The following is a 21739-nucleotide window of genomic DNA, read 5'->3' as shown; positions in this document are numbered from 1 at the left end:
AAGGTCACATGGAGATTCAAGCATTTAAACAGTGGTGTTTAACAAATGCGGTGGAAGAACGTTCCGTAACATCCTTTTGGGAATCCTTTGAAAATTATCGGATTGAGGATCCTGAGGAGTTTCGTAAGTTTTTTACGAACTACAGTTCTGAGCATTTAAGTGTCTATATTGACACGGTTTCATTTTCTATCGGCAACTGGCCCGAGTGTGATTACATTCGTATAGTGTCTAATCTCAGGATTGTTTATCAAGACAAAGGAATTGGGTCATACAGACTTATTTTCACATTATCAGGTGAGATTGACGATGATTATTTGACTTTGTATTAGGTTCAAGCACTGCCCCAAACGAGTAATTAACTACTCGTCTGGGGTTTCATTAATTTAATCCTGAAAGAACCAAAAAGCTCTTGCTTTAAAATGAAAATTTATAGTAATCAGAGAATAGAGATATTCAATGGAAATTTGCCGTCAAGTGGGAATCGATGAAGTAGCACATCAATTGCTTAATGAGCCAATTGAGATTGAGAATCCTGATCCTGCTATAGAGATTATTACTGGAAATCTACAGCATGGCGGGGCAAGGGGAATAACGTATTACTATAACGATAAAAAAGAAGTAGTATCAAGGTCTAAAGCGACAGCAAGATATTCCTATGAGGTTAACAAAAATGGAGAAATAGTCTGGTCAGAAACTAAAAAACTTTAAGTCCTTACCCCAAACGAGTATTAATTGCTTGTCTGGGGTTCTTATTTTTCTAGGTACCGTTAGGAGTATTTTAATGGGGTTTTCCCATAGATACTGAAACTCCTTCTGATTTTTATAATGAGCAAAAGCGTTTTCGCAGCATTGCAAATTGAAGATAAAAAAATACTTTTATCGAAAAGGAGAGAAATAATCATGGCAAAGTATCGTAAGCTAGGCTTTTCTCTTCCTAGACTTCTCAAAAGTTGAAGAAGAGGAAAAAAATACGGTATTGCAAGAATAAGGGAGAAAGACTCTAATTTTGAGGGGTTAAACCGGTTTGTCCCTATTCTGCAAAACACAAAGTGGACTATGAGAATGCAATAATTGCATTTGCTGATCGTAATTGTGAACTACTTGCAGAGGCGGCTTTCCTCATATGACAAAACAACGTATCGGCTCTGAGCGCCAAAGAAAAGAGAGGAATTATCCAATAGTGCTTGATGCTCGGATACTTTCGACTACTTACGCGGATAGATTCTTTTCTGTTTCAAGTTTACCAAAGGTATTTTCTTGGTATGAAACTTACCGTCTTTTTACGAGTTTCAATGCTGCCTATCAAGACCGTGCGCAGTCTCAGGGAGTTAGGACTTAATAGTATATAAACATTTGCAAATTAATAAGACGTAGTAGTAAGAAGAGCAAAGTCCGCGTGGAGAAAAATAGGGTTAACGCGATAACAGTTGGTTTAGTCAGTTAAACCTAATTGAATCAATATTCAAACATGTTATAATGATTATTCAATTCAATATTTTTGCTGGAGGAACCACATGAAGAAGCAATGGACTTTATTATCCGTAATGGCCGTAGCTCTTGCCTCGGTAACTTTTTCAACGACTCATGCTATCGAGAAGAAAAATGCTGATATCATCATCAAAAATGGACATGTCCTGACCATGAACGGCAAGAAGGATCGCTTTGCCAACGGAACAATTGTTGTCAAGGACAACAAGATCGTGGCCGTCGGCGATGAAAAGCTGGCGGGTGAATATAGCGCACCCAAGGTTGTAGATGCAGGCGGAGATATTGTGATGCCTGGCATGGTGAACACCCATAACCACGTACCGATGGTCGCTTTCCGCAGCATTGGGGAAGAGGGGGTTGGAAACAGACTGTTCGAGGTCTTTTTCCCACTGGAGGGCAAACTCCTCTCCCGCGATCTGATCTATAAAGCGTCCATCCACGGTGTCATCGAAATGGCCTTGGGTGGAGTGACCACCTACTCCGATATGTACTATCACGAAGACGAAATCGCAAGGGCGACAGAAACCATTGGGATCAGAGGGGTGCTGGGAGAGACCGTCATTAGTTTTCCGGTCGTAGATGCTCCAACGCCGTACGGTGGACTCCAATATGCCGAGGAGTTCATTAAGCAGTATAAAAACAATGATTTGATTATACCTGCCGTGGCTCCACATGCTTCATTCACAGTAAGCCCTGAGATGCTTAAGGCATCGAAGGCTCTGGCTGACAAATACAAGGTACCGTTTATCATTCACGCAGCCGAGTTTGCTGACGAGAAGCAGCGGATCGAGAAAAAGTTTGGTGTGAAATCCGATTCAGTGATCAAATATTTTGACTCAATCGGAATTTTGGACAGCAACACTATTTTGGCCCATGCCATCCACATCTCAGATGAGGATATCCAATTGATAAAACAAAGAGGGGCTTCCATTGCCCACAATCCGATCGCAAATACAAAGGGAGCGACAGGTGTTGCTCCTGCCATCAAGATCGATCAGGCAGGCATCGCAATGGGACTGGGAACGGATGGACCAATGAGCTCCAACACAATGGATGTATTTGGAACCATGGGATATGCCGCACGCATCCATAAACTAGTAAACAAAGACCAAAGTCTGATGCCGCCAAGTAAGGTAGTCGAGCTGGCCACCATCGGAGGAGCCAAGGCACTAGGCCTCGGAGACAAAATCGGTTCCTTGGAAGAAGGTAAACTTGCGGACATCATTATTGTCGATGTCCACGCTCCAAACTCATTCCCAACCTACGATCCGTACGCGACGCTTGCTTATGCTGCCGGCCCCCAAAACGTAACGGATGTGATCGTCAACGGGAAAATCATCGTAGAAAACAAAATACTGAAGACCTATGACTATCAGACGAATTTAATAAACATGATCGACGTATACAACAAAGTAAAAGAAGTGGAACAAACATTAGAATTCCACAAAAACAAACCGCAAAACTAGAGTCAAAAGCAACCTTTCTGCCGGGTCACCCGAACGGAAAGGTTGCTTTTGCTGTATCGAATAAGAATAAATGACCGTTGCGATATAGCTCTTAAAGTGGCCGAACCAGCCATTTTTCCGTTAATCATATTTTTCCCAACGTTGGCTACGCTCGTTGCCTAGTCACAGCGTTATGTTCACTGAAAATAATGTCTTAGACTGACGATGGGGCATTACGCTAACGGGCTGGATAGCGGAATAGACAATTTCAATAGCTTGTACATAAAAATGTGATTAATGGTAAAATAAAGAAAATTTATAGGTTTAGTGTTTCCTAACGGGATTCGTTGTCCAATAAGCTGGGCTGTATTCGGTAGTCCTATTTGAAATGATTACAGAGCGAGAGAGGAGGATTAATGTGGGAATAAATTCAAATTACAATACCATAGAAATATTAACTGTAATTTTAGGGTGGCTTGTTATTGTTTTTTTTGCCTATAGAATTTATCAAACACAAATTTTAAAACCGAAAGTATGGAAGATTCCACTAATAATACTTGTCGGTCTTTTTTCTTTTTCAATTAATTGGAATATGTTTGATACGACTTTTACGTTACCAATTTTACCTCTTGGTGTATGGATCTTGTATTTTGTTTTTAAAGGCAAAGATGAAAGGTGGCAGACTTGTCGATCTTTTGCTTGGTTAGGCTTTGGGGCGAATTTTATTTTCTTTGCATTAACTTTAATAACAATACCAGTCCATCATGTGATATACCCCAAAGACGAACTATCAGTCTATATCTCAAATGTTGAGAATGCTTCCATTATAAATATTCACCCATCAGCTAAAGACAGATCACTAAATAAAGATAGCCTTCTAAAGCAACTCGATACAATGAGACAGGAAGCAATTTATAGTGATCAGTGGTACAAAGAGACCTATATTAATACTGAATCGAATAAAAGAAACGAACGGTTTCCATATCAACTCATTGGAACTTCATCAAAATGGGGTAGTGGTCTTCAAACATTGATTTATATTGAAGACGATGGAAAAGGAATATTATTATCAACACCGAAAAAGCAACTTTATTTTCACTCCAAAGATTCGCTAATAGAGGGGGGAGAATAAAAATGACGAAGAAAAAGTTATGGTCTCTTGGTTTTTTTATCATATTGCTATCAATCATTGTATACTGGTTCTATTTTTCGATGCCTACTTCTTTTCCAACAAATGAACAATTGGTTGAAGAGATGAATCGTATCTTTCCAGAGGCGACCGCAAGTATCATTCAAGACACAATTCCTATTGACGAGCGCCACGTATTAGTTCCTTTTATATCCAAAAAAGATGGCTACGGTCTTAGCTATTGGGTATGGAAAAATCATAAATGGAAGGTTGCCTCGATTGATACAAAGGGGCAACCAATGCTATGGAAGCTTAATATAAACGATCCTTCATCGTTTTATTTCGTGTGGAATATTGACCCAAAAGATCAATTAAGTTCTATTCATTTTTATTTAATTAGAGACAGAGGATATCGTATTACAGAGGGGATAGAGCATTACGATCCAAGAGTACAAATGGAGAAGAGAGTCTCCGCTCAAGAGAAATCTTATGGATTGATGCAACTGTCCGACGATTGGGTAACATTCATGAATGCATACATAAAAGTAGAATCAGCAAAACAATCTCCCGAACAAGATATGTTTTTTGGTTGGATTCCATATGATCAGACGAATAAAGAAACCTTTCCAGGAAGTTCTGTAAATGGAACTGGGTATTCAGATGGTGAAGTTGACTTGGAATATGTGATGATATTAGATAAGGGAGACATCGAGATTCCAAGATAGCAATGATGAACTAGAGAAAGACTACTGGTTCGTGCTGACTGAAGAAGGGAAAAACAAGCTGATTAAATGGATAGCGGAACAAACCGAGGCTTAATACTGGCAACCTTGGCTAAACTAACGGGCAGAATAGTGGAATGTGTAATCAAAAACAGAAGGCGATAGGTGGACAGGAAAAGTAGAACGCCTAGCACCTAATATACTGAGCTTTCCTCCTTGTGATAAGTCAATGTGGAGATACCTGAAGAAGATTCATTAAGTCGTTAATTTTTATTTAACATATGTTTTCATTTCTAAACACTCAGTTTGAGATTGGTGAAATGGCAACAGAGTTTTCAATGGCGTAAACCTTTATTGATGAGTTAACAACAACCTTAAACCTGCCGCATGGCTCCTTTTTGGAATACAACGAGTCGAAGAGGCTGTATGTCTCAGAAACTTGCACAAATGATAGGCCATTAGGATATTTCCTCATAAATGGAGTAATAGTCGGTTTTGTGGTAACTTCTGTGGATAACTTTTGGCAGAATAACACACATCTGGATCAGTATGAAAAATATAATAAAATAACCGGGAATATTAAGATAAAGCCACAAGTCATTTTAAAAAACAAACAAATAGTAGATATTGTATGTTTGCCGGGACATTCACATTTAGTAAATGATCTTTGGTTTGGCTCAAACTGGAGGATGTGGTTTGGTCAGAAATACTTCCAGTACATTCCTAAAGATATTTTACTTAACTTTAAAGATGGTTACGAGTCAATAGAGCTTTCAAATGGCGGTGTTAGAGTAACTCTTTACGATAACTTTTGGGAGTATGACAAACCTGAGAATAGAGAAATTCAATGGAGTTTTCGTCGTCACGTAGGCATGGATGAAGTAGCACATCAATTGCTAAATGAAACAATTGAGATTGAGAATCCTGATCCTGCTATAGAGGTTATTACCGACAACTTACAGGACGGAGGGATCAGAGAAATAACGTATTATTATAACGATAAAAAAGAAGCGGTATCAAGGTCTAAAGCGACAGCAAGATATTCTTACGAGCTTAATAAAAGCGGTGAAATAGTCTGGTCTGAAACAAAGAAGTTATAGGATCATGCCCCAAACGAGTAACTACCTTCTCGTCTGGGGTTCTTTTTCTGTTAGGTAAAAATGTTATGTTCTTGTGGAGTGGGGGTATGATCGTCCGATGCCTAATATTGCTCGAATGGTACGATACTTCATTATACGCTTGTGAGTTACGCCAACAAGTTTTTAGGCAAGCTGCATCCCGCTAAAGAACGCAGCCACCAAGCATGGAAGAAAGACAAGAGTACAGTGTTATCCAAAGGCAACGAAGAATATCCTTTTATAGAAAAGGAGCTTATGATAAGGAGGGTTAATTATGGTGAGGAAGAGTACAAATTCAGGTAGAAGGTCTGCAGTAATGACTGGGTTGTTATTAATAGCCGGGTTGGTTACAGGTATATTTAGTGTTGTTCCTGTTATAGATGGAGCAGACTACCTCGTCAATGCTTCTACAAATGAAAATCAGGTACTAATAGGAGCGTTTTTCCAGTTGTTAATGATTGTTGCCTATGTTGGTATTCCTATCTTGATGTATCCGATTTTAAGTAAGCATCATAAAGGCTTAGCTCTTGGATCTGTTGCTTTCGGCATCATTGCGGGTGTGTTCATTATGATTGGTGTAATCCTTCTTCTGTTGCTATTGAATCTTAGCCACGAATTTGCAAAAGCTGGAGCTCTGAATGTATCGTATTTTCAGACCATGGGCGGATTGTTACGGGATGGTCGTGATTTGGTGAACCATGTGGCAACGACACTGGCATTTGTTTTGGCTATGTTCTTGTTTACCTGCATATTTTACCAAACAAAATTAGTTCCACGTTGGTTGTCAGTTTCGGGTCTTATTGGGTCAATATTGTCCATATTGGCAAGCTTATTATTTATGATTCGCTTCATCGGTCTGGATACAACCTACATGATGTTGAACATCCTAATAGCCTTTCAACAATTGGTTTTGGCTATATGGCTAATTATTAAAGGATTCAACCGTGCGGAACAGTAACTGAAATACGGCTGGGTCATATACTCCTCCTTACCTACATAAAAAAACTCGCCATCTATTCCTTCACGGACAATGGATGGCGAGTCAATGACATGTGGCCCGGTTCAGCTAATTAGGATTTATATTTCTCAACGTATTCCTCGTAGTCTACTACTTCAATCACACTCGACCAACGGAGCACTTTTCCTACGAAACCTGGAATGTTCAAGCCTGGCATTCCGTAGGTCTCGGCTGTATTCGTTGTTCCAGTCGCATTCTTAATAAAAGTGACTTGATATCCTCGATCGTAGGCCGCGATAGCTGTAAACATACAACAAAATTCAGTCTCAAATCCAGTAATGAAAAGATGAGTGACACCCAATTTTTCCAATGTTTGAGCGAGTTCTGTTTGGAAGAACGAACTGGGTGTATGCTTCTCAATAACGTAGTCGGAATAATCTTTCAATGGAGGGTGTAGTTCAGAACCTACAGCGCCTCGACTCAGCGGACTATCCTCGGCCTCATCGATATGCCTGATAAAAATGACAGGGAGACTCCTGTCTTTGAAATCTTTGATCACTTGTTCCATCAAGAACAGTTCCTCTTTGTAATCCCCACAACTGACAATGCCGGTTTGTACATCAACGACTAAGAGAGCGTTCATTCTGTCACCTTCCATTCTATGGCCTAGCTACTTACTTCGAGAGAAACTGGGTACTTCCTGCAAATTGGTTACCATGAGATAATCATTGGAAGGGAATAATAGGAAAGGTTGGTATGGATGAGAGTTTCCTTCTACTATGCTTTCATACTTATTGTATTCATGATCGTAACGGGTTGTGGTTCAACCGGTTCAAGTACTTCTTCTGTGTTCTCCAATTTAGCCAGTCCAGGCTCTTCTACAACGAAGGAAGCGACGAAGGCAGCTGCTGAATCAGAGAAAACCTCCGTCATTCCATACATTTCGATGGCTACACTTGAGCTGCATGAACTCAATGGCTTCGAAGCAGGCGAAGAATTTCCGCTACAAGCCAATGAGTTTTTGATCAAACATGCTCACTTGTTTCCGGCAACAGGCGATAAAGTGAAGGAAGCCAAGCAATTAGTCGATCCAAATGTTCAACCGAAACATATCAATAAAAATATCTCCAAGTACTATGCCTCAATGATTCAGGATAAAGGAACGGTATTGAGCATCGAAGAAGAAGAACAAACGGAAATCGGGACCGTTTCCATTTTGCATGTGATCAATGATGAGGAGGATAGCTACCAAATCTTGTACCCTGGTTCATTAGACATTTACGAAGACGATACGGTTGAATTCGTGGGGGTTCCAACCTTGCTCTCAGGATTCGAAAATATAAGTGGTGGATACACGAATACGATTATCATAGCCGGCAGCTATGTAGGGAAAAGCACGAATTAAGCTGGGAAAGATGGATTTTACGTAGGAAGCAAGCAGATGACCAGTTAGCATAACGCCTCGAATGAAACACTTCGGGGCTTTTTCTATGCAGCTAGGCGGTCTGTTTTTGATATGATAGATAGGAGATGTTTCGTACGAATACTTGATCAGTAAAGATTCCTGGAGGTTTGCCATGAGCTACAACATCATTCTTTTCGATGTAGACGATACGTTATTCGACTTCAAAACGACGGAGGAAAAAGCTCTGCATAAGACATTTTCCCAGTTTGAACTAGCTACAGGATTGGCTGATTATGGAGCTGCTTACAAAGAGATCAGTAAAGGACTATGGGAAGATTTAGAAGAGGGTCGTATCACTCTCGCAGAGCTGGGAGTAGAGAGATTCCGAAGATTGTTCCAGACGACTCAGCTGGACGTTCGTGCTGAGGATTTCAGCAGTGCCTATCTCGAAAACCTGGGCAAAGAAGTACATCTCGTGCCAGGAGCGGTTGAATTGTGCAACAGTCTGGAAGGGTGTCGCTTGGGGATCATTACGAACGGATTCGCTTCTGTGCAAACTTCGAGAATTGCTGCTTCACCGCTTTGCGATTCTTTTGAGCATCTCATTATTTCCGAGGAGGTTGGCTACAAAAAGCCGGACCAGGAGATTTTTGAATACGCGTTTTCCAAGCTGCAGCTGACGGATAAGTCGAATGTGTTGATGGTGGGAGATTCGTTGACCTCCGATATCCAAGGGGGAGTCAATTATGGGGTTGATACGTGCTGGTTCAATCCTCTTGGCAAGGAAAACCAGACAAATATTCAGCCAACCTACGAAATCAGAGAGCTGAGAGAGCTTCAAGAAATTGTGCGCATGGGTAACGTGAATTTGTAGGATCTTTCCTGTATGATAAGAGGGAATTGGTCTACAGGTAAATCTAGAATCTAGTGATTGGAGCCCTATAGATATGTATCAGAACTTAGAAGAATGCATACTTGATTTGGAAAGACATGGTCATTTGGTCCGGATTCGGGAAGAAGTCGATCCCTATCTGGAAATGGCCGCGATTCACCTGAAAGTATATGAAGCGGGCGGCCCAGCATTGCTTTTTGAAAACGTAAAAGGCTCAAAATTTCGTGCCGTATCCAATCTGTTTGGCACAATCGAGCGCAGCAAGTTTATTTTCAGAAGCACTTGGCAAGCCGCTGAAAATATAATCGCTATGCGCAATGATCCGATGAAAGCGTTAAAGCACCCTTTTAAAAATATCGAGAACGGCTTTGCTGCTCTGAAAGCTTTGCCTGCAAAAAAATCGACTAGTATGCCAGTAACTGCACAGGAAATCAACATCACCGACCTTCCACTCATTCAAAGCTGGCCGATGGATGGCGGAGCCTTTGTCACACTGCCCCAAATCTATTCGGAAGATCCGGAAAAGCCCGGAATCATGAATTCTAATTTGGGCATGTACCGGGTGCAGCTGACTGGTAATGACTATGAAGTAAACAAAGAAATGGGCATACACTATCAGATTCACCGCGGTATCGGTGTTCACCAAGACAAAGCGAACAAAATGGGAATGCCGCTAAAAGTAAGCTGCTTCGTAGGCGGGCCTCCCGCACATACCTTGTCAGCAGTAATGCCGTTGCCAGAAGGCTTGAGCGAGATTACCTTCGCAGGCTTGCTATCTGGCCGTCGTTTTCACTACAGCTACATCGATGGCTACTGCATTAGCAATGATGCGGATTTTGTCATCACGGGAGACATTTGTCCCGGAGATACGAAGCCTGAAGGACCATTCGGCGATCATTTGGGCTATTACAGTCTGATTCATCCTTTCCCTGTCATGAAGATTAAGAAAGTGTACGCCAAGCCGAATGCCATCTGGCCATTTACGGTCGTTGGCCGTCCGCCACAAGAAGACACGTCGTTCGGTCAACTGATTCACGAGTTAACGGGCGATGCGATCAAGCAGGAAATCCCGGGTGTAAAAGAAGTCCATGCCGTAGATGCTGCAGGTGTTCATCCGTTGCTGTTCGCGATTGGAAGCGAGCGATATACGCCGTATCAGCAAGTCAAACAGCCAACAGAAATGCTCACCATTGCCAATCGTATTTTAGGTACGGGTCAATTAAGCTTGGCCAAATATTTGTTCATTACCGCAGAAGAAAATCGTCCATTGACGACGCATGATGAAGTTGATTTTATGACCTATATTTTGGAGAGAATCGACCTGCACCGCGATGTTCATTTTTATACGAACACGACCATTGATACGCTGGATTATTCCGGAACGGGCTTAAACAGCGGCAGTAAGGTTGTCCTCGCTGCTTACGGCGATCAAAAGAGAGAGCTGTGCAAAGAGGTGCCGGACGAACTGAAGGAATTGCGAGAGTTTGAGAATGCTCGCTTGATTATGCCGGGAGTGGTGGCGATCCAAGGTCCTGCTTTCACCGATTACGCGAGTGCCCAACAGCAATTGCAGGATCTGTGTGATGCGATTCAGGCAAGAGGGCCGATTCCAACTTGCCCGATGATTATCCTTTGCGATGACAGCACATTCATGAGCGCGTCACTACAAAACTTCCTGTGGGCAACCTTCACACGCAGCAATCCATCCCACGACATTTACGGCGTGAACAGTTATTACGAGAACAAGCATTGGGGTTGCGATAATTTGATCATTGATGCGCGTACGAAGCCACATCAAGCACCACCATTGATACCAGATCCAACTGTCGAGAAAAATATCGAACGACTGTTTGTCAAAGGTGCGAGCTTGGGTGGAATCTTGTAAGTTTGTTATACGAGTAGAGTCCGTAACATTCCGTTGCGGACTTTTTTTATGTAATGGTACTATTTGGATAATATGTGCTCACCTAAAAATGGATGGAGGGGTAAGGGATGTTTTTCATGAAACGAAGGCAGTCATCAGGGATTTATTTCCTCATGAGCTGGATTGTATCGTTGGCATTACTGGTAACATTGTCTCCCGCTATCACGTTGGCATCTGAAGAAAAATCAATTCCAGTAGAAATCAAAATAAGTCCGGACAAAGAGAGATTTTCCCCGAATAGCAAGATTCAACTGGAGGCGGTTACGAAAAAAGAAGGTGATTCATTCGAAGCGAAAATCGAGATCACATCTGATGCAGATAAAGAACAGATCATAACGATAGAGCCCGACACGAACATAAAAGGGAAGAACTATGTGTCAAAGGCAACAATTATACCAGAGGATTTGATCGGTAGCCGAGTAGCGAACATGTATATCCAGTACGAAATCATTATGCGGGATGAAGAGAATGTATGGGTTGGAAAAGCAAAAAAGAGGATCTTCGTAGACAACATGCCGAGTGAAATGCCTAGTGTAGAATCAGAATTTTCTATTTCGCCAAAAGAATCGTTGAAGGTCGGAGAAAAAATAAAGTTCACTGTACATACGCCGTATAAAGGAACGATTGAGAGAGAGGCGGAGTTTCATTTTTTTACATTCGATTCAGTGGACACATCACAAAAGGTAGAAAAGATAAAAACGATACATGATCGTAGGAAAGGGATTTACATTACGACAGGCTACTTTACGCCACGAAAAGCGGGGACCTATACACCTCACTTTTCCTTGATTATGTATGATAAAGAGAAAGATGAGCTCTTTGATGGAAATGGGTCCATTGAGTTTAACGTAAAAGCCAACCCCAAAATCGAAACCTCCATAAGCCCGCACACGGCAACAATGAAATTCGGGGATGAAATCTACCTGCTATTCACCTATCAGGTCTATGATATCGAATCCGCAAAATTTAGCAGAGAGTACAATTATGACGTCACTGAAATCAATGAGGAATATGACAAAGAAAACAAGACGTACAAAGTGCTGCTAAAGTTCAAACCAGAGCAAAAAAAGACACATATAATTGAAGCAACCGTGAAAAACATCGAAACTGATACAAAATCAACGGCAAAAACAACGATCTATGTCAGGTAAGGTATGAGGAAGAGAGATGGCTCCTGATTTCATCCGGGGTCATCTTTTTCATTGGTGTCGAATGATAGTGACAATTGCAAAAATTGCACGATTGATGGGGAAAGGAATCGTTCTTTACCACTGAGAAAGCGTTTTCTATAATAAATCTCAAGCAAGGACACGGCTTTTTGCGGAAAGGAGAAAGGAATGGTCTTTTTAACAACACGTTCCCATGCGTTACTGAAGGTGATACTGGACAGCTACTATCCGCTGAAAATCAAGGACGTCGCGCGCGATTTCCAGGTAAGCGAAAGGACCGTCAAGTACGATCTGGAGTACGTCAGGCAATGGCTAAACGAACGAAATGTCATCCTCCATTCTCAACCGAATAAAGGACTGTGGATCACTGAAGAGCAAGAGCGTCGAATTGCTTTGAAGGAAAACTTGCAAAGTGATGATAGCAAGACACTCATTCTGCCGCAAAAGGACCGGGTCAAGCATTTTTTGTTCATTCTGTTATTAGCAGAAGGGTATCAGCGGATGAACGATTTGGCCGACCACATGGGAGTCAGTCGCAATACTGTCGTAGCAGATGTCAAGGATGCGGAAAAGCTGCTTGATGGCTGGCGCCTCGAGCTCGTCGCGAAGCAGAGGTATGGTGTAAGAGTGGACGGGAGTGAGCGGCACAAGCGATACGCTCTCGAAAACTTGATTCACGATTTGCTCGATGGAATCGACATGTATCGTATGGTACAGGGGATCTTTCCAGAGTATGGACAAGAGGCACGGACAGGTCCGTTATTAGAGAAATGGCTGATCAGCCGGGCAGAATTAGGGGAAATCATCCATACCATCAAAGGATGGATGAAAGCCACAGCCGAGACGCTGGCAGATCGAACGTTAATTAGTTTGCTCATTCGCTTATGTATCGTTGCTCATCGTGTTCAGCGGGGGCAATTGGTGACGGCGGATGATGCCGAAATGGAAGAAGCGAGGCATTGGAGCGGGTACGAGCTGTTTTCACGTGAGGTTCGATCGTTATGTCAGCGATTAGGCGTAGAAATACCAGAACACGAGATTGCGTATGCGTGCCTTCCGCTATTAGGGACCGAACAGGTCCCAAGAGAGGCGCGTGCTGGCAGGATTGTTCTAGACGTTTTTCAGGCGACCAAAGAGCTGACACAAGCAGTGAGTAGCCGGATGCTGGCACCATTGCACGAGGATCAGGAGCTGGGCAGACTTCTTTTCGCTCATCTGGATGACAGTCTGAACCGTTATCGCCAAGGCGTTCTATTTGCGAATCCACTGACAGAGGAGATTCGCCGGTCTTACGCTCGCATTTTTGATGCTGTCAAACGCTCGTGTGAAGAAGTGTTTTGGCATCGCGGTGTCTATTGGCTCGATGCAGATATCGCCTATTTCGTCCTTCATTTTCAAGCGGCCTATGATCGCTGGTTGGAGCAGAAAAAAATAGATGCACTCGTCGTTTGCGGAACAGGCAGAGGGACTTCGCGCTTTTTGAAAACGTACTTGGAGAGCGAATTGCGTTCACTGCGGGTCGTAGGACTATGTTCCAGTACAGAAGTAGAAAAGTATTTGGCAAGTCGTCGCGTCGACGTCATTATCAGCGTACTGCCGATCAAAGCAGAGGTTCCTGTTGTGATGGTAAGTCCACTCCCAACACGCCAAGATATCAACCAAATTCAAAATTGTCTGGGAGTGCTGCAAGTAGACGGAGCGGTTCGGCAACAGGATGTGAAATCTCGCAAGGAAGCTTGGTTTCCTACCCTTACCACTGATCTCAATCCGACAGATTTACCCGTGGTGGAAAAGCTATCTCAGGATGTCATCTGCAAAGGTTATGAGATCAGTCAAAAAATCGTGGCTGCTTTTCGGGAGTACTTATCGGAACAAACGGCAAGTGGACTTACGTTACACCTGCTGTTAATGGTGAATCGCCTCGCATTTGGCTCTCCTTATCAGGAGGAGTGGGAATCACCCACAGAGGTAGAATCAAAAGAATGGAAGGCATGGCGTGAACAGCTAAATCAATTGATGGCGGAGGCAAACCTCCAAGTTCCGCCTAGTGAAGTGACGGCCATAATGCGCTATTTTTCAGGAAAGGGGACGTTAGAGAGTGAAAGTGGATCTGCTCATACGCAACGGACAGGTCATCGATCCTTCCCAGAACCTGAACGGGCACTATGATGTTGCCATTCGGGAAGGACGAATCGTTGGCTTGTATGAGAAAGGGAAGGCAACGGACGTTCAAGGGATGGATCTGGAAAGCAAGGAAACGATCGATGCTGAAGGGTATATTGTGACACCTGGTCTGATCGATCTGCACGCACATGTTTTTCCGAGTAAGTCGTTTTTAGGCGTAGCTGCGGATCGCGTAGGGGTTGAACAAGGAGTGACAACGGTAGTAGATGCGGGCAGTGTCGGGTTATGGTCATTTGATGCTTTTCTCGAAGAAGCCGTTCGTCCCTCTGCTACTCGCGTTCTTGCATTTCTGAATATTTCGGGAGATGGCTTGTGTACAGGAGGCGGTGAGCTCGCAGACATGTCGCGGTTAACCCCGAGAGAAGCGGCAGCGCTCATACGGGAGCAGCCAGTATTGCGAGGAATTAAAGCCCGCATGAGTAGTTCTGTGGTTAAGCAAAACGGCATCCGTCCCTTGCTCGTAGCCAAGGAAGCAGCGAGGGAAGCGGGCGTACCGATCATGGTGCACATCGGCAATGCTCCGCCAAAGCTAACGGAAATACTGCCTCTGCTAGACCGCGGAGACATCGTGACACATGCGTTTCACGGCAAAAAAGGCGGAATGTTCGACGAATGCGGGGATCTGATTCCGGAGGCGAGAGATGCATTGGAGCGGGGAGTCTTGCTCGACATCGGGCACGGCGAGGCGAGCTTCAGCTTCCAAACGTTGCGTCATGCACAGGCACAAGGAATTATGCCACATGTTATTAGCACGGATGTTCACAAGCGCAACATCGATGGACCCGTCTACAGCTTAACGCACACACTCACGAAGTTTCTCGCCATGGGCTATTCGCTCGACGAGGTGATTGCGGCGAGTACGATTTCGCCCGCGCGCATTCTCGGAATGGAGGATGAGATCGGAACGTTGAAGCTGGGTGCTTGTGCAGACGTAACCATTTTGCACATACAAAAAGAACAGACACTCTTGACGGATAGTGAGCAAGAAACAGTGGAGACAAATGAAAGAGTAGTGGCCTATCAAGCGATTACTTCGGGAAAGGTTCTGACATGCAAATGATTGATGACATCCTCAAAGAATTGACAGAGACAAAACCGGATTATTTATCTGAAATTTCAGAATGTAAGCGGATTCTTCAAAAAATCGAGGATGAACTTCGCCTCTTGGGGATTCACACACCTCGAGAGCGCTGGCTGGCTATCGGTGCTCATGTACTGGCATTTGTGCGTCGGATGACGAACGGAGAGAAGCTGCCAGTAATTGAAGCGGAATTATTTGCCGAAATTCATCCCGATATGGTCACGCTCTCACATCGCGTCCTGACGGAAGAAAAGAGTGCGTGGCAGGCAGATGACACAGAAGCGTTTCTGTTGGCCGTCCATTTTGAAGCCATCCGTGCCATGCAGATGGACCCATCCTAAAACATAGCGGATACAAAGGGAGGTAATGTACATGTCAAAGGTAAAAATCGTGATCGGTGATCGTCTTGGAAAAGGACAGAACATAGCGAAAGGAATCGAAGCAGCTGGTGGAACTGCAATTGTCATTCCAGGTGTGGGCGCTGATATGAAAGTTGGGGATGTCATGGTTAGCGAAAGCGCTGATCTCGGGCTGTCCTTTTGCGGAAGTGGTGGAGCTGGTGCACTGACTGCCAAGACGAAGTATGGTTTTCCTGTCGAGTACGGGCTGCGCTCGGTAGATGCAGGTGTTACGGCATTGCGCAGCGGCAAAAAGGTGATTGGCTTTGGCTTCATGGATACAGAAGAATTAGGCAGACGCATGGTTGAAGAATACATCAAGCTGGGAGGGAAGTAATCCATGTACACGGAGACGACGCAGACCTTGAGACTATCCGGCAGCGGCGATACGAAAGAGGGAGCCTTCAACAAGATTTTTTCCCAAATCAAGCATGTCGTGGCGAGACAGACGAATGATTTGGTCGTGCGGATCGAACCTGTGGGACTTTCGATTGTTTCTGCTACAGAAACAGTGAAGCATGAGCGGTTTTTTGGATTATTTTTTCCGAAAAAAAGAACGCAGTACGACATCACCGTAGATATTCAAGTGAGGCTGGGCCTGGTTCATGTAGAAAACATAACGTTTCAGCAGCAGACCGAGCAGACTGCAGGTGTGGGGCAGCTGGCTCGTCAGCGATAGAAGCAAACAGGGGGTAGGTTCATGGTTACTTTGATGATTGTGTTGAAGTCGATCGTCATCGGGGCATTGGTCGGCTTCGGAGTTGGTGCTGGGGCAGCGAGGATGTTCCACGCACCCAATGTCCAAGGGATGGGGGCATTCCGAACTTTTGGAGAGCTGAATGCATGTGCTGGCGATCCCATATCCCACTTTTCATTCGGGCTTGGCTTTTTGTTTAACTCATGGGCATCTGTGGTCGGTGCCGGTGCTTTGACACAAGACGTGGATCATCGTGTCATCCCGAACTGGGCGGCTGCGGTCCTGCTCTGGAAAAACAAGAACGTCGCAGAGACCTTGCACAATCCAAAGCGAATGGCATTTGCTGGAGCAGTGGTCGGTGTTGTAGTTGTCACGCTGCTGAATTCGACAGCGACTGCGATTCCTGAATCGATGCAGCTCGTGGCGACGAAGGTATTGGTTCCAGCGGCGAACTGGTTAATTAACCCGATCATGCCGATTGTGTTCTGGATGGCGGCGATGGATGCAGGCAAACGGACAGGGATTTGGGGAACGGTCTTGGGCGGTATGTCGCACTTGGTCATGGGAAATGCGGTGCCGGGAATCGTTTTGGGTATTTTGATCGGCAAAGGCTTGGACGACAGTGGTTGGAACAAAATTACGAAATCAATGCTTATTGCAGTCATTCTCTTGTTTGTATTCAGCGGCTTCTTCCGCGGTTTTGATGTGGCGCTATTGAAGAGCATGTACGTGGAAATTCCACAGTGGCTGGTTGAGCTTCACGAAACATTCGGATCGGTGGTGAAAAAGTAATGGGTGAACTGCAAGCAAAAGGCTTTTGGTATTCAGAATGGGCATTTCCACTCTTTGTTGCGTGTTTGTCCTCCGGGATTTTTGCCGGTACTCATCTTTACTATGTGTATCATGTCGGGGCTTTTAACGATATCGCCATCGTCGCGATGCTGGAGGCAGGGATCAAAGGCGGCGGGTATGGTGCGGCGGCTGCGTTCGGTGCGAGCTTTTTATTCGCCCGCGTTTTGGAAGGACCTCTCGTCGGGATTCTCGATATTGGAGGGTCCTTGCAAACAGGTATTGGGATTGGCGTTCCGGCGCTTATGCTGGGCGCGGGCTTTACAGCTCCATTGACATCCTTTCCGTTGGCGTTGGCAACAGGGGCGCTCTTGGGCTTCATCATTGGTGCTGTCATCATTTTGATACGGAAGTATACGATCAATGCATCGAACTCTACGTTTGGTGCGGATGTCATGATGGGAGCCGGAAATGCGGCAGGGCGTTACTTAGGTCCATTGATCGTCATTTCAGCGATCATGGCTTCCATTCCGGTTGGACTCGGCGCAACAGCAGGAGCAGCTATTTTCTACTATTACAACAAGCCAATTGCGGGTGGCGCGATTATCGGAGCCATGATCCTCGGCGCAATTTTCCCGATCCCGACTCAATAGGGAAGGAGCGAAGCGTTTTTACAGGAAAGGTGGGCAAACAATGGGTATCTATCAGCAGCTAGGGTTGAAGCAAGTCATTAACGCAAGTGGAAAGATGACGGCACTGGGTGCAAGTGCCGTCCATCCTTCTATCGCACAGGCCATGGGCGAAGCCGCCATGGATTATGTAGAAATCAGTGAGCTGATGCTTGTGGCAGGCCGTCACATCGCAGAGGCGACCGGAGCAGAGGATGGTTGTCCTACTTCAGGAGCAGCGGCGGGCATTGCCATCAGTGTCGCTGCGGTCATAGCTGGCAGCCATCTGAGCTTGATCGAGCAGCTTCCTTTCTCTGATGGGTTGAATAACAAGATCATCCTTCAAAAAGGGCACGCGGTGCATTTCGGAGCATCCGTCCAACAGATGATTGCATTAGGAGGTGGGATAGCAGTAGAGGTCGGGCATGCCAATCACGTAGAGGAAGCTCATCTGCGTGAAGCGATTGATGATCGGACAGCTGCACTGCTCTATGTCAAATCTCATCATGCGATTCAAAAAGGGATGCAGTCACTAGAAACGATGATTCAGCTCGGGCGTGAGTTTGGGCTGCCGGTGATTGTAGATGCCGCTGCGGAGGAGGACTTGCGTCGCTACGTGGCGATGGGGGCGGATCTGGTCATTTACAGCGGTGGAAAGGCAATTGGCGGACCAACTTCCGGGTTTATTACGGGTCGTGCTGAGCTGGTGGCAGCATGTCGCGCTCAGTATAAAGGCATCGGTCGTGCTATGAAGGTAGGGAAAGAGGCCATTGCAGGTTTGCTTGAAGCACTGAGGCAATACGACCCAGAAAATCAAGATGTAACTGAGCAGCGCAGGCGTGTGGAGTGGCTGGCAGGAGAGCTAAACGGTCTACCTGGTCTGCGGGCTGCCATCGTACAGGATGAAGCAGGCAGGGCGATCTATCGTGTTCAGGTTCAAGTGGACGAACAGGTGACTGGAATGACAGCACGAGAACTAACACGCTACCTGGAGCAAGGTAATCCAGCCATTTTTACTCGTAACCATTATGTAAATACGGGCGTGATTGCATTCGATCCACGGCCGTTTCACGAGGGGCAAGAGCAGATGATTGCAGCTCGGATGAAGGAGCTCTTGCAAAAACAAGGAGAAGGAGAATACCAACAGTGAGCACACCCAAAATACGATTGAATCTTCTGGCGAGAGATGTAGAAAACGCAAAACAAATATGTTCCGTGGCTGAAGGTCGCGCTCTTATCGGGATCTTGGTCAAAGGATTTCCATCCGTAGAAGCAGCAATAACCGCAGTTGAGCAATATCAGCAAGCAGGTGTACCCGTGTCAGTAGGACTGGGCGCAGGTGATCCTACTCAATGGAAAAAGGTCGCAGAAGTCGCTGTGCAGACACAACCGGATCACGTCAATCAGGTCTTTCCGGCAGCAGGCTATACGCTCGGGGGACTACAGGCAGTCGGCAACTCACATACCATCGTAAATGCATTGATTGCCCCCGGTGGACAACCAGGAAAGGTTCAAGTCACCACAGGGCCAATGAGCAACAACGTGTCAGAATTGCTCTCTTGCGACGCAGCAGCCGCAATGCTGGCGGAGATTGGCGTACACTCGGTCAAATTTTATCCAGTCGACGGGCTGGAAAGGTTGAATGAAATCAAGGCGATGGCGGAAGCAGCCGTACGTTACGGGATTCCAATTTTTGAACCGACAGGCGGGATTGATGCAGCTTCGATTCGTCCGATTGTGGAGGTATGCCTCGAAGCAGGTGCAATGCAGGTCATTCCTCACATTTATACATCGATCGTCGACAAGGAGACGGGTTTGACTCGTTTGGATCAGGTAGAAGAACTGCTGGCTGCTATAGAAAGCCTGTAGCTATTTTACGAGAAAGGGATAGGAGTGAATCAAATGAGAGAGAGACAGGTCGTCGTTCAGTTGGCACAAGGATTACACGCTCGCCCAGCTACTTTGTTTGTGAAAGTGGCGGCTTCCTTTTCCAGTGAAATCGGATTGAACAAGGATAAGAAGAGTGTAAATGCGAAGAGCATTATCGGGGTTATGTCCCTCGCGGTGTCGAGAGGACAGTCTGTTACTTTGACTGCGGATGGTGCAGATGCGGAGCAGGCGTTGGATGCGTTGGAGCGTGTGTTGGTTACTGTGGAGTAATGGTTGTGCATATAGGAAAAAAGGATGTCTCACATGAAAATCATGAGACATCCTGCTATCCCTCGTTTTTGCAATGAGGGATTTTTTGTGTCTTCTTAAAATGGAGAACTTGCTAGAGTAAAACCTTTTTATATCTGCACCCATGCTGGCTGCGCAAAGAGCAAGCTAGGTCGAGCAGGGAAGAGACAGCTAATCCCGCAGTGTACCGCACAAAGTCTGCCGCCAAAAAGCCTTTTCCTAATACTAATGCGCCAAGGGTTGTCTCCCGTAGGGAATTGATCCAACCAGCCTGATACAATTGGCTGCCCTCGATCGCAAAGCAAAACGCGAGGCTGCACCACAGCGAGAAAGAAATCTTTTTATGCGCAAAACAACTGCGAAAGCCGAAGTAGATCATGCACGCCCATAATGCATCGCCAAAATGCTCAGCTACAAAGACAGGCAACACATCTGCGAACACTCTCGACCCTAAGCCCAAAGCCATGGTAGCAAAAATGGCCACGATATAGGCGACCCTGACTCTCCAACGACGCGGGGACCAATCGTTACATGTGCTCATAGGTATCGTCCGGTCAGTACTTTCATTCGGCCTTGTGCAAACACCATCAATCTACCTCTTTTCTTTATCATTATTATGATCGGGGTAATTCCTGAAAAGCGAGCCAGCTGACCCGGGTAGTGAAGCGGTGTCTATCCCCAATTTCTGACTAGTAACCTGCCTATACTGCGAGAGTAATTTTAAGAGGAGTTTACATGCTCGCAGTCAGTCTAAATCTAATTTTTCTTAGTCTAGTACTATATTTTTACAGTCTAACACATTATTTTCTAGACGATCTCGCCAATTTGTCAGGAATTCCTCCATAATAACTTTAAAAATGCTTCCAAGTAAAATCAATACTCAAATACCCAACATGCCTTTCCTTGAAGATCAGCTTTTCCTTCGTCGCCACTTCCGGTTTGCGAAAACAGACGAGGTCCTTGTGATAGCCAAAAGCACGACAAACCTCAGGGCGAACACTATGAATGCCACACTGATCTTTGTACATATCGTAAAAAATACAAGTTCCAAACATCCTCGGTTGATTTTTCAATTCGTCGCGAAGTTTAATTGGAAGCGCTTTCAATTTCTTGTTTATCATTTTATACTCTCTCTCCGTAATGGGAACAGAGCCACAGCACAGTCCTTTACAGCCTTGGCAAGGCAATGTATTCATCGAATCTACAACCTTTCGTCATGTGATAGATGCTAGCAAGAACAAAAAAGATGATCCTCGATTATTCGGGAGATCATCTGTTAAGAGCTGCTACCTTGAAATTGTGTTGGTTACCCAAAAATTAATAAAGAAGAAAGCCTACTTTCATTATAACACAAGTAGCAATATTTTGACGAATGCTGCATCGTGGAAAGAGTTGACTGAGCAAATCATCGTTTTTAGTCCGCGAGCGGACGCGACAATATCGCCACCATGACGCGCTTTGCTAAATATTGGATTGGATGTGCTTTGTATGCTT

The 21739-nt window shown here is 44.9% G+C and carries 24 protein-coding genes; 21 read left to right on the top strand and 3 right to left on the bottom strand.

What is annotated here, in order from left to right; all coding sequences use genetic code 11:
* The first annotated feature begins 8 nt into the window (after positions 1-8).
* The 7 genes from AB1L17_RS15420 to AB1L17_RS15390 all read left to right on the top strand — a co-directional run bounded on the left by AB1L17_RS15420 (position 9) and on the right by AB1L17_RS15390 (position 6860).
* Positions 9-329: a hypothetical protein gene (locus AB1L17_RS15420; RefSeq protein ID WP_412845543.1), complete on the top strand. Its 321-nt coding sequence runs from the start codon at positions 9-11 to the stop codon at positions 327-329.
* A gap of 127 nt (positions 330-456) precedes the next feature.
* Positions 457-708: a hypothetical protein gene (locus tag AB1L17_RS15415; RefSeq protein WP_412845544.1), complete on the top strand. Its 252-nt coding sequence runs from the start codon at positions 457-459 to the stop codon at positions 706-708.
* A gap of 806 nt (positions 709-1514) precedes the next feature.
* Complete coding sequence (locus AB1L17_RS15410; protein ID WP_412845545.1) at positions 1515-2954, top strand: amidohydrolase; 1440 nt, start codon at positions 1515-1517, stop codon at positions 2952-2954.
* Between the two features lie 397 nt (positions 2955-3351).
* On the top strand, positions 3352-4065 hold the full coding sequence (locus tag AB1L17_RS15405) for a hypothetical protein (protein ID WP_412845546.1): 714 nt from the start codon (positions 3352-3354) through the stop codon (positions 4063-4065).
* Between the two features lie 2 nt (positions 4066-4067).
* Positions 4068-4787, top strand: a complete 720-nt coding sequence (locus tag AB1L17_RS15400) for a hypothetical protein (protein ID WP_412845547.1) — start codon at positions 4068-4070, stop codon at positions 4785-4787.
* A 506-nt stretch (positions 4788-5293) separates the two neighbouring features.
* The gene (locus AB1L17_RS15395) at positions 5294-5884 is read left to right on the top strand and encodes a hypothetical protein (protein ID WP_412845548.1); all 591 of its coding nucleotides are present in this window, start codon (positions 5294-5296) and stop codon (positions 5882-5884) included.
* 292 nt (positions 5885-6176) lie between these two features.
* A complete protein-coding gene (locus AB1L17_RS15390) occupies positions 6177-6860 on the top strand; it encodes a DUF4386 domain-containing protein (protein WP_412845549.1) in 684 nt (227 codons plus the stop codon).
* Positions 6861-6972: 112 nt separating this feature from the next.
* On the opposite strand, the gene AB1L17_RS15385 is transcribed toward AB1L17_RS15390, so the two are convergent.
* Complete coding sequence (locus tag AB1L17_RS15385) at positions 6973-7503, bottom strand: cysteine hydrolase family protein (protein WP_412845550.1); 531 nt, start codon at positions 7501-7503, stop codon at positions 6973-6975.
* A 117-nt stretch (positions 7504-7620) separates the two neighbouring features.
* On the opposite strand from AB1L17_RS15385, the gene AB1L17_RS15380 reads away from it, so the two are divergent.
* The 14 genes from AB1L17_RS15380 (at position 7621) to AB1L17_RS15315 (ending at position 20227) form a co-directional block, all read left to right on the top strand.
* Entirely contained in the window at positions 7621-8265 is a 645-nt protein-coding gene (locus AB1L17_RS15380) for a hypothetical protein (protein WP_412845551.1), read from the top strand.
* Between the two features lie 172 nt (positions 8266-8437).
* Positions 8438-9139, top strand: a complete 702-nt coding sequence (locus AB1L17_RS15375; RefSeq protein WP_412845552.1) for a YjjG family noncanonical pyrimidine nucleotidase — start codon at positions 8438-8440, stop codon at positions 9137-9139.
* A gap of 73 nt (positions 9140-9212) precedes the next feature.
* Positions 9213-11042, top strand: coding sequence for a UbiD family decarboxylase (locus tag AB1L17_RS15370; protein ID WP_412845553.1), 1830 nt, complete (start codon positions 9213-9215; stop codon positions 11040-11042).
* Positions 11043-11149: 107 nt separating this feature from the next.
* Entirely contained in the window at positions 11150-12232 is a 1083-nt protein-coding gene (locus tag AB1L17_RS15365) for a hypothetical protein (RefSeq protein WP_412845554.1), read from the top strand.
* Positions 12233-12418: 186 nt separating this feature from the next.
* Positions 12419-14419: a BglG family transcription antiterminator gene (locus tag AB1L17_RS15360; protein WP_412845555.1), complete on the top strand. Its 2001-nt coding sequence runs from the start codon at positions 12419-12421 to the stop codon at positions 14417-14419.
* The gene (locus AB1L17_RS15355) at positions 14349-15494 is read left to right on the top strand and encodes an amidohydrolase/deacetylase family metallohydrolase (protein ID WP_412845556.1); all 1146 of its coding nucleotides are present in this window, start codon (positions 14349-14351) and stop codon (positions 15492-15494) included. Before AB1L17_RS15360 ends, AB1L17_RS15355 begins: the two co-directional genes overlap by 71 nt.
* A complete protein-coding gene (locus tag AB1L17_RS15350) occupies positions 15485-15856 on the top strand; it encodes a hypothetical protein (protein WP_412845557.1) in 372 nt (123 codons plus the stop codon). Before AB1L17_RS15355 ends, AB1L17_RS15350 begins: the two co-directional genes overlap by 10 nt.
* Positions 15857-15887: 31 nt before the next feature.
* Positions 15888-16250 (top strand): glycine-rich SFCGS family protein, encoded by a 363-nt coding sequence (locus tag AB1L17_RS15345; RefSeq protein WP_047067412.1) that lies wholly within the window; start codon positions 15888-15890, stop codon positions 16248-16250.
* A gap of 3 nt (positions 16251-16253) precedes the next feature.
* Positions 16254-16592, top strand: coding sequence for a DUF4312 family protein (locus tag AB1L17_RS15340; RefSeq protein WP_412845558.1), 339 nt, complete (start codon positions 16254-16256; stop codon positions 16590-16592).
* Positions 16593-16613: 21 nt separating this feature from the next.
* The gene (locus tag AB1L17_RS15335) at positions 16614-17402 is read left to right on the top strand and encodes a DUF4311 domain-containing protein (protein WP_412845559.1); all 789 of its coding nucleotides are present in this window, start codon (positions 16614-16616) and stop codon (positions 17400-17402) included.
* Positions 17402-18052 carry an EF_0833/AHA_3914 family membrane protein gene (locus AB1L17_RS15330; RefSeq protein WP_412845560.1) on the top strand — a complete coding sequence of 217 codons (651 nt, stop codon included), beginning with the start codon at positions 17402-17404 and terminating at the stop codon, positions 18050-18052. Before AB1L17_RS15335 ends, AB1L17_RS15330 begins: the two co-directional genes overlap by 1 nt.
* 40 nt (positions 18053-18092) lie before the next feature.
* Entirely contained in the window at positions 18093-19217 is a 1125-nt protein-coding gene (locus AB1L17_RS15325) for a DgaE family pyridoxal phosphate-dependent ammonia lyase (RefSeq protein WP_412845561.1), read from the top strand.
* Positions 19214-19936 (top strand): EF_0839/AHA_3917 family putative aldolase, encoded by a 723-nt coding sequence (locus tag AB1L17_RS15320; protein ID WP_412845562.1) that lies wholly within the window; start codon positions 19214-19216, stop codon positions 19934-19936. Before AB1L17_RS15325 ends, AB1L17_RS15320 begins: the two co-directional genes overlap by 4 nt.
* A 33-nt stretch (positions 19937-19969) precedes the next feature.
* On the top strand, positions 19970-20227 hold the full coding sequence (locus AB1L17_RS15315; protein ID WP_412845563.1) for an HPr family phosphocarrier protein: 258 nt from the start codon (positions 19970-19972) through the stop codon (positions 20225-20227).
* A 112-nt stretch (positions 20228-20339) separates the two neighbouring features.
* Here the strand turns inward: AB1L17_RS15315 and AB1L17_RS15310 are convergent, their stop codons facing one another.
* On the bottom strand, positions 20340-20786 hold the full coding sequence (locus AB1L17_RS15310; protein WP_412845564.1) for a ribosomal maturation YjgA family protein: 447 nt from the start codon (positions 20784-20786) through the stop codon (positions 20340-20342).
* 310 nt (positions 20787-21096) lie between these two features.
* Positions 21097-21441: a YkgJ family cysteine cluster protein gene (locus AB1L17_RS15305; protein ID WP_412845565.1), complete on the bottom strand. Its 345-nt coding sequence runs from the start codon at positions 21439-21441 to the stop codon at positions 21097-21099.
* Positions 21442-21739 lie beyond the last annotated feature (298 nt).

The organism is Brevibacillus jepli (assembly GCF_047229145.1).
Taxonomy (GTDB): Bacteria; Bacillota; Bacilli; order Brevibacillales; family Brevibacillaceae; genus Brevibacillus.
Note: the sequence above shows the minus strand (reverse complement) of the source record. Positions and strands in the feature narration are given on the sequence as shown.

Excerpts from the sequence above, each read along its gene's own strand:
- AB1L17_RS15420 (WP_412845543.1), top strand. The coding sequence starts at position 9 with ATGGAGATTCAAGCATTTAAACAGTGGTGTTTAACAAATGCGGTGGAA.
- AB1L17_RS15415 (WP_412845544.1), top strand. The coding sequence starts at position 457 with ATGGAAATTTGCCGTCAAGTGGGAATCGATGAAGTAGCACATCAATTG.
- AB1L17_RS15410 (WP_412845545.1), top strand. The coding sequence starts at position 1,515 with ATGAAGAAGCAATGGACTTTATTATCCGTAATGGCCGTAGCTCTTGCC.
- AB1L17_RS15400 (WP_412845547.1), top strand. The coding sequence starts at position 4,068 with ATGACGAAGAAAAAGTTATGGTCTCTTGGTTTTTTTATCATATTGCTA.
- AB1L17_RS15390 (WP_412845549.1), top strand. The coding sequence starts at position 6,177 with ATGGTGAGGAAGAGTACAAATTCAGGTAGAAGGTCTGCAGTAATGACT.
- AB1L17_RS15385 (WP_412845550.1), bottom strand. The coding sequence starts at position 7,503 with ATGAACGCTCTCTTAGTCGTTGATGTACAAACCGGCATTGTCAGTTGT.
- AB1L17_RS15380 (WP_412845551.1), top strand. The coding sequence starts at position 7,621 with ATGAGAGTTTCCTTCTACTATGCTTTCATACTTATTGTATTCATGATC.
- AB1L17_RS15375 (WP_412845552.1), top strand. The coding sequence starts at position 8,438 with ATGAGCTACAACATCATTCTTTTCGATGTAGACGATACGTTATTCGAC.
- AB1L17_RS15370 (WP_412845553.1), top strand. The coding sequence starts at position 9,213 with ATGTATCAGAACTTAGAAGAATGCATACTTGATTTGGAAAGACATGGT.
- AB1L17_RS15365 (WP_412845554.1), top strand. The coding sequence starts at position 11,150 with ATGTTTTTCATGAAACGAAGGCAGTCATCAGGGATTTATTTCCTCATG.
- AB1L17_RS15360 (WP_412845555.1), top strand. The coding sequence starts at position 12,419 with ATGGTCTTTTTAACAACACGTTCCCATGCGTTACTGAAGGTGATACTG.
- AB1L17_RS15350 (WP_412845557.1), top strand. The coding sequence starts at position 15,485 with ATGCAAATGATTGATGACATCCTCAAAGAATTGACAGAGACAAAACCG.
- AB1L17_RS15345 (WP_047067412.1), top strand. The coding sequence starts at position 15,888 with ATGTCAAAGGTAAAAATCGTGATCGGTGATCGTCTTGGAAAAGGACAG.
- AB1L17_RS15340 (WP_412845558.1), top strand. The coding sequence starts at position 16,254 with ATGTACACGGAGACGACGCAGACCTTGAGACTATCCGGCAGCGGCGAT.
- AB1L17_RS15335 (WP_412845559.1), top strand. The coding sequence starts at position 16,614 with ATGGTTACTTTGATGATTGTGTTGAAGTCGATCGTCATCGGGGCATTG.
- AB1L17_RS15330 (WP_412845560.1), top strand. The coding sequence starts at position 17,402 with ATGGGTGAACTGCAAGCAAAAGGCTTTTGGTATTCAGAATGGGCATTT.
- AB1L17_RS15325 (WP_412845561.1), top strand. The coding sequence starts at position 18,093 with ATGGGTATCTATCAGCAGCTAGGGTTGAAGCAAGTCATTAACGCAAGT.
- AB1L17_RS15315 (WP_412845563.1), top strand. The coding sequence starts at position 19,970 with ATGAGAGAGAGACAGGTCGTCGTTCAGTTGGCACAAGGATTACACGCT.
- AB1L17_RS15310 (WP_412845564.1), bottom strand. The coding sequence starts at position 20,786 with ATGAGCACATGTAACGATTGGTCCCCGCGTCGTTGGAGAGTCAGGGTC.
- AB1L17_RS15305 (WP_412845565.1), bottom strand. The coding sequence starts at position 21,441 with ATGAATACATTGCCTTGCCAAGGCTGTAAAGGACTGTGCTGTGGCTCT.